At 42.7% G+C, this 6,261-nt stretch carries 4 protein-coding genes and 1 pseudogene; 1 reads left to right on the top strand and 4 read right to left on the bottom strand.

What is annotated here, in order from left to right; all coding sequences use genetic code 11:
- Window positions 1–124: 124 nt before the first annotated feature.
- The 3 genes and pseudogenes from FTU05_RS17095 to FTU05_RS17085 form a co-directional block, all read right to left on the bottom strand.
- Window positions 125–850, bottom strand: a pseudogene (locus FTU05_RS17095) (FAD-dependent oxidoreductase); the annotation flags it as partial.
- 102 nt (window positions 851–952) lie between these two features.
- A complete protein-coding gene (locus tag FTU05_RS17090) occupies window positions 953–1,840 on the bottom strand; it encodes an SDR family NAD(P)-dependent oxidoreductase (RefSeq protein WP_078189400.1) in 888 nt (295 codons plus the stop codon).
- A 401-nt stretch (window positions 1,841–2,241) separates the two neighbouring features.
- Window positions 2,242–3,519: an O-acetylhomoserine aminocarboxypropyltransferase/cysteine synthase family protein gene (locus FTU05_RS17085; protein ID WP_180042174.1), complete on the bottom strand. Its 1,278-nt coding sequence runs from the start codon at window positions 3,517–3,519 to the stop codon at window positions 2,242–2,244.
- 318 nt (window positions 3,520–3,837) lie between these two features.
- Between FTU05_RS17085 and ettA the strand changes: the two genes are divergently transcribed.
- Entirely contained in the window at window positions 3,838–5,499 is a 1,662-nt protein-coding gene (gene ettA, locus FTU05_RS17080) for an energy-dependent translational throttle protein EttA (protein WP_180042172.1), read from the top strand.
- 64 nt (window positions 5,500–5,563) lie between these two features.
- Here ettA and FTU05_RS17075 read toward each other — a convergent pair whose 3' ends face one another.
- Window positions 5,564–5,974: an SEL1-like repeat protein gene (locus FTU05_RS17075; RefSeq protein ID WP_180024277.1), complete on the bottom strand. Its 411-nt coding sequence runs from the start codon at window positions 5,972–5,974 to the stop codon at window positions 5,564–5,566.
- Window positions 5,975–6,261 lie beyond the last annotated feature (287 nt).

Below are 6,261 nucleotides of genomic sequence, written 5' to 3'. Positions count from 1 at the left end.
TATAAAGAGTTCCTGTACCGCCATACTGTCAGCGCAGTGCGGTATCGAAAGGTGCAATCTCTAAGATTGCATGGGTCGCAAAGATTCCCCCACCATAGCTCTTAGCTTGGTGGTGGGAGTATGTCAAGAATCCTTCTAAATCTGCTGTAGGTAGACTCCAGAAAATGCTCGAAAGGCGCTGTTCAGGCTGCGTTGGAATTGCTCCCGTAGGCATTACACCCATCATGATGTTGGAGCGGTCATAGAACTGATGCAAGATCTGCGGATTCAGCACTTCGCATTCAGGCACGATGATCCACTTTGCACCCCAAGGGTAGGCTTGGTTGAGCTTTTTCCATGCTTTAGGGCGTAAATGGCTGCGTGCGCCATTGGCGATCAACACGAGATCAAATTGACGTTGAAAGGATTGATCTGCGGATTGTCCAATCACGTTTATACCGTCACTGGACTCTTGAAGTTCATGTACCTCATGCGCCATACACCACTCAACGTGTTGAGGATATTCTCGGACTTTGGATGCAAGGACATGACAGAGTGTGGCACGGTGAATGCCGAGTCCATATGAACGTTCATCGGCTTGTCGATATTGACTGTTTATCAGCAAGTCGCCGCCAGCCAGTTGACCTTCAAGACCGGTTACCACAGCGCCAAGGCTTAAGGCTTGTTCCAAAATGCCTAAATGTTCGAAAACTGCCAGTCCGGCAGGTTGTAATAATAATCCTGCGCCCACAGGTTCAAGTTGTGAGACTTTTTCATATAAGCAGATCTGATGGCCTTGAGCAGCAAGCATTGCTGCAGCAGCTAATCCTGCCGTACCTGCACCGATGATGGCAATATTTTGAGTTTTCATTGTTTTAAAAGTTGATTTTATCTCAGCCCAATGTATCAAAGATGCTGCATAAAACCCAATAAAAAAGCCCTCAAAAGGGCTTTTTTAGGGGTGAGTCAAGTCTTACCAGTGTTCACCTGGGAATAGGCGAGCATATGCCTTTTGTACCCAATTGAGTTTTTCTTGCTTACCAATAGACGCTGAAGAGCTTGGGAACAAGTTATAACCAATCGACATGAGTTTGTTGTTAATGTCTGGAGCAATTGAGTAGGTAATAGAAGCCAGACGGCCCAAATTGGTCGCCACTTTCTTTGGACGTTTCACGATGGCATAGGCAATCAGGTCAGTCGCTTGTTCTGGAGAAAGCGTTGGAACGTATTTATAAATTTTGGTTGGAGCGATCATTGGCGTGCGCACCAATGGCATGTAGACCGACGTGATGGCAATATTATGCGAGTGAACTTCAGCGCTCAGGCAACGGCTAAAAGCATCTAATGCGGCTTTAGACGCAACATAGGCAGAGAAGCGTGTTGCATTGGCCAATACACCAATCGAACTGATGTTGATGATATGACCTTCACGACGAATCATCATTTTCGGCAGTAAATTCATCACCAAACGTACCGCGCCAAAATAGTTCAACTGCATAGTACGTTCAAAATCATGGAAACGATCGGTTGATTCATGTACGGCACGACGAATAGAACGGCCAGCGTTATTAATTAAGATATCAATATGATCGACGGAAGCGAGGATTTGTTGTGCCACAGCATCAATGGAGTCCATATCATTGAGGTCACATGGGAAAACATCGGCTTTACCGCCAGTGGCTTCAATTTCAGCTTTTACGGCATCAAGAGTTTCTTTGGTACGTGCAACCAGTAGAACATGTGCGCCTGCGTTGGCAAGGCGATGCGCTGTGGTTAAACCGATACCACTTGATGCACCGGTGATTAAAATGGTCTTACCGTTGACACGGTCAACGAAACGTTTCTCAAGTCTTGAATTCACGATGAGGTTCCCTGTTAAATCAGTTTTATTGTATTCATTTATCGGCCCGACAACGCTATGTGCAGGGCTGTTTTAAGTCAGCGGTATGATAGCGTTTTATTCAAAAAAAGCCATATGATAAGTAATTGATAATAAAATAATATTTAGAGTTTTTACTCTAAATTAAAATCCCTATTTACTCAATTTTTAACACATAAATATGTGAAAGAGAAGTGCTTTTATCAACATCGTTGCAACCTAAAAAAGTCGATTTTCAAGATAAATAAAATTGTAAATAAATATAGAAGCAGGGCCATAGATGCCTAAAGTTGGAAGGCGGATTATGTGGGAGTGGTTATTTAAATGAAATGGAAATAAAAACAGGCCTTAAAAATAAGACCTGTGGATTGTGCAATTATGGTTTAAACAGCAGCTAAGGCTTGCTCTAAGTCTGCAATCAAGTCATCCGCATGTTCGATCCCAATCGATAAACGAACCATATCAATGCTGACCCCCGCTGCTTTGAGTTCATCTTCATTGAGTTGACGATGTGTCGTGGTCGCAGGATGGCAGGCTAAACTTTTGGCATCACCAATATTCACAAGGCGAGTAAACAACTGCAAGGCATCGATGAAACGTGTGCCACCTGCAAGGCCATCTTGAACGCCGAATGAAAGAATCGCAGATGGTTTGCCTTTGACATATTTTTGCGCCAAAGCATGTTGTGGGTGGTCTTTTAGGCCAGCGTAGTTAACCCATTTTACTTTTGGATGCGCTTGTAAATATTCAGCCACTTTTTGCGCATTTTCTGTATGACGTTCCATGCGCAGGCTTAAGGTTTCCAAACCTTGTAAGATCAAAAACACATTGTTCGGGCTGATCGCAGCGCCCGTATTACGCAGTGGTACCACGCGCGCACGAGCAATGTAGGCTGCTTCACCTAAGGCTTCGACATAATTCACCCCGTGGTAGCTTGGATCAGCGGTATTCAGTGATTTAAAGCGTTCAGGATATTTGCCCCAAGGGAACTTGCCGCTATCGACGATGATGCCGCCGATCGAATTACCATGACCACCAATATATTTGGTCAATGAATGCACCACAATGTCGGCACCAAATTCAAATGATTTTTGCAGGACAGGAGTAGCAACGGTATTGTCGACCACCACAGGTATGCCATATTCGTGCGCAATTTTCGAAATTGCTTCGAGGTCAATAATATTGCCCAATGGGTTACCAATAGATTCGACAAAGACCAACTTGGTTTTGTCATCGATGAGGCTACGCAGCGCTTCAGGGTTTTGATAATCAAAGAAGCGAACTTCAATGCCTTGTTTCGGCAGGGTGTGGGCAAACAGATTATATGTGCCGCCATATAGGGTCGAAACTGAAGCGATATTGTCGCCTGCTTCAGCAATAGTTTGAATCGCATATGTAATGGCAGCCATACCAGAGGCTAAGGCCAAAGCGCCAATACCGCCTTCGAGTGCTGCAACACGCTGTTCAAGTACCGCTGTGGTTGGATTCATGATGCGGGTATAAATATTACCCTGAACTTTTAAGTCAAATAAATCAGCACCATGCTGTGTGTTATCGAAGGAATATGAAGTGGTTTGATAAATTGGCACCGCAACCGCTTTGGTGGTTGGCTCCGGTGTATACCCCGCGTGAATTGCTAAAGTTTCGTCTTTATATGTCATGATTACTTCATCTAAGTGAGCTAGTTTTTAAACAGTCTATCATTTTTATATATGAATAAAAGTGCTTTATTTCTAAAATTAATATCATAATTATTCATATTGTTGAAAAATTTTCAGCTAAAGATGAGCGAAATCATGCTTAAAAACGCATGTTTAAATTTTGTTCGCCATTAAACTTGTAACAATGCATTGAAGGCGTGTGCGAAACCTTATTTTTTCACGACTTTATGCGTATAATAGCCGATTATTTTTTCGCTCAATTGAGCAGGGGCAACTTTGTGTTGTTCCGTATATGTTTTGACTATTGAGGAGTCCTAAGTGGCCCAATATATTTACACGATGAACCGTGTGTCGAAGATGGTTCCGCCTAAGCGCGAAATCCTGAAAGACATCTCTTTATCATTTTTCCCAGGCGCAAAAATTGGTGTGCTTGGTCTAAACGGTGCAGGTAAATCTACCTTGCTTCGTATTATGGCGGGCGTAGATAAAGATTTCTCAGGTGAAGCACGTGCTCAACCGGGTATCAAAATTGGTTACCTTGAACAAGAGCCGCCATTGGATGAAAGCAAAGACGTTCGTGGTAACGTTGAAGACGGTTTACGTGAACCGTTGGATGCTTTGGCGCGTCTTGATGAAGTGTTTGCAGAATATGCAGCAGAAGATGCTGACTTTGATGCACTTGCAAAAGAACAAGAGAAGTTAGAAGCGATTATCCATTCATGGGATGCACATAACATTGTCAACCAAATGGATCAGGCTGCTGCAGCGTTGAATCTTCCAGCTTGGGATGCAGATGTATCTAAGTTGTCTGGTGGTGAGCGCCGTCGTGTTGCACTTTGCCGTTTGTTATTGTCTAAACCAGACATGCTACTTCTAGATGAACCGACGAACCATTTGGATGCTTCATCAGTATCTTGGTTAGAACGTTTCTTGAAAGATTTCCCAGGTACGATCGTTGCGATTACCCATGACCGTTACTTCTTGGATAACGTGGCAGAGTGGATTCTTGAGCTTGACCGCGGCATGGGTATTCCATACCAAGGCAACTACTCTTCTTGGTTAGAGCAGAAAAATGCTCGTTTAGAGCAAGAACAGAAGCAAGAAGAATCTTTTGCTAAAGCATTGAAAAAAGAACTTGAATGGGTTCGTTCAAATGCCAAAGGTCAGCAAAAGAAAAACAAAGCGCGTATGGAGCGTTTTGAAGAGCTTAACTCACGCGAATTCCAACAGCGTAACGAAACGTCTGAAATCTACATTCCACCTGGTCCACGTTTAGGTAACAAGGTTGTAGAAGTTGAAGGTATTAGTAAATCCTTTGGTGACCGTACACTTTATAAAGATTTATCGTTCGTTGTACCACCTGCTGCAATTGTAGGTATTGTGGGCGAAAACGGTGCGGGTAAAACCACATTATTCCGTATGATGACAGGCGAACAACAACCAGATACAGGTACAGTTACACTGGGTGAGTCTGTTAAAGTGGCTTATGTTGGTCAGATTCGTGACACCTTAGATGACAACAAAACTGTTTGGGAAGAAGTTTCTGGCGGTTTAGATATCTTGAAAATTGGTGAATACGAAATCGCATCTCGTGCGTATATCGGTCGCTTTAACTTCAAAGGTCAAGATCAGCAAAAACGTGTAGGTCAATTGTCAGGTGGTGAACGTAACCGTTTACAACTTGCGAAAATCCTGCAAATGGGCGCAAACGTTATCTTACTCGATGAACCATCAAACGACTTGGATATCGAAACTTTACGTGCGCTTGAAGATGCCATTCTGGTATTCCCAGGGACTGTAATGGTGATCTCGCATGACCGTTGGTTCCTCGACCGTATTGCAACGCACATCTTGTCATTTGAAGGTGAAACCCCTGAATTCTTCACGGGTAACTACCATGAATTTGAAGAATACCGTCGTAAACGTGATGGTGATGACCTAGTTGCAAAGCGTCAAAAATACCGCAAAATTGGCAACTAAGTTCCAGTTTTAAAATAAAAAAACCAGCCTGCGGGCTGGTTTTTTATTACTTAGAATGCAATGACTATACGACAATGTCTTCATAGGCATGATGTAAGACGTAGTCTGCTTGTTCATGGCCTTGTGCAGCCGCTTTACTGAGCCAAAGCTCTGCAAGTTCATAATTGCGGTCTAAGCCGAGTTCTCCACGTAAATAACCGAGACCTAAGCGATATTGGGCATCTTTATGACCTTTTAATGCGGCACTTAAAAAATTCCACATGGCATTGCGATAGTCAGTAGGGGATTGGTCTGCTGAATCCATAGTATGGTGACTGAGAAAGTCTTGATGGTGTTGAGCCGCAAGAATTTCAAAATAAGTCCCTTGGGCGTAATCACCTTCGGCTTCTGGAATCGAAAGATGCATTCCTTGCAACTTTGGATTCATCTGTTGTGACAACAGTGCATAGATTTTTTTCAGAGCTTGTATCATCATTGTTAAACTCCTTGTTTCTAAATATAACCACTTGATTAATAAAAATATTAATTGCAGTCATTTGTGCGCTGCGATGAATGATTTAATTGTTTTAAACAGATCACACTTAAGATGAAAATTAGCATGCTTGTCATGATATGTGAATAGGTATTGAAAAATATTTATCAAATGGAGCGTAAAACTCTGTCCTTCAGGTCAGAGATATAAGCGACACGACATGAAGTGTCGTTTGATTTAACTAAGGACTATTTTCCTTGAGTTTTGATTGTTAATATAAGTACATGAAA

The organism is Acinetobacter sp. YH12049 (genome assembly GCF_013419875.1).
GTDB lineage: Bacteria > Pseudomonadota > Gammaproteobacteria > Pseudomonadales > Moraxellaceae > Acinetobacter > Acinetobacter amyesii.
The sequence above is the reverse complement of the archived record's forward strand: the minus strand, read 5'-3'. Positions and strand labels throughout refer to the sequence as shown.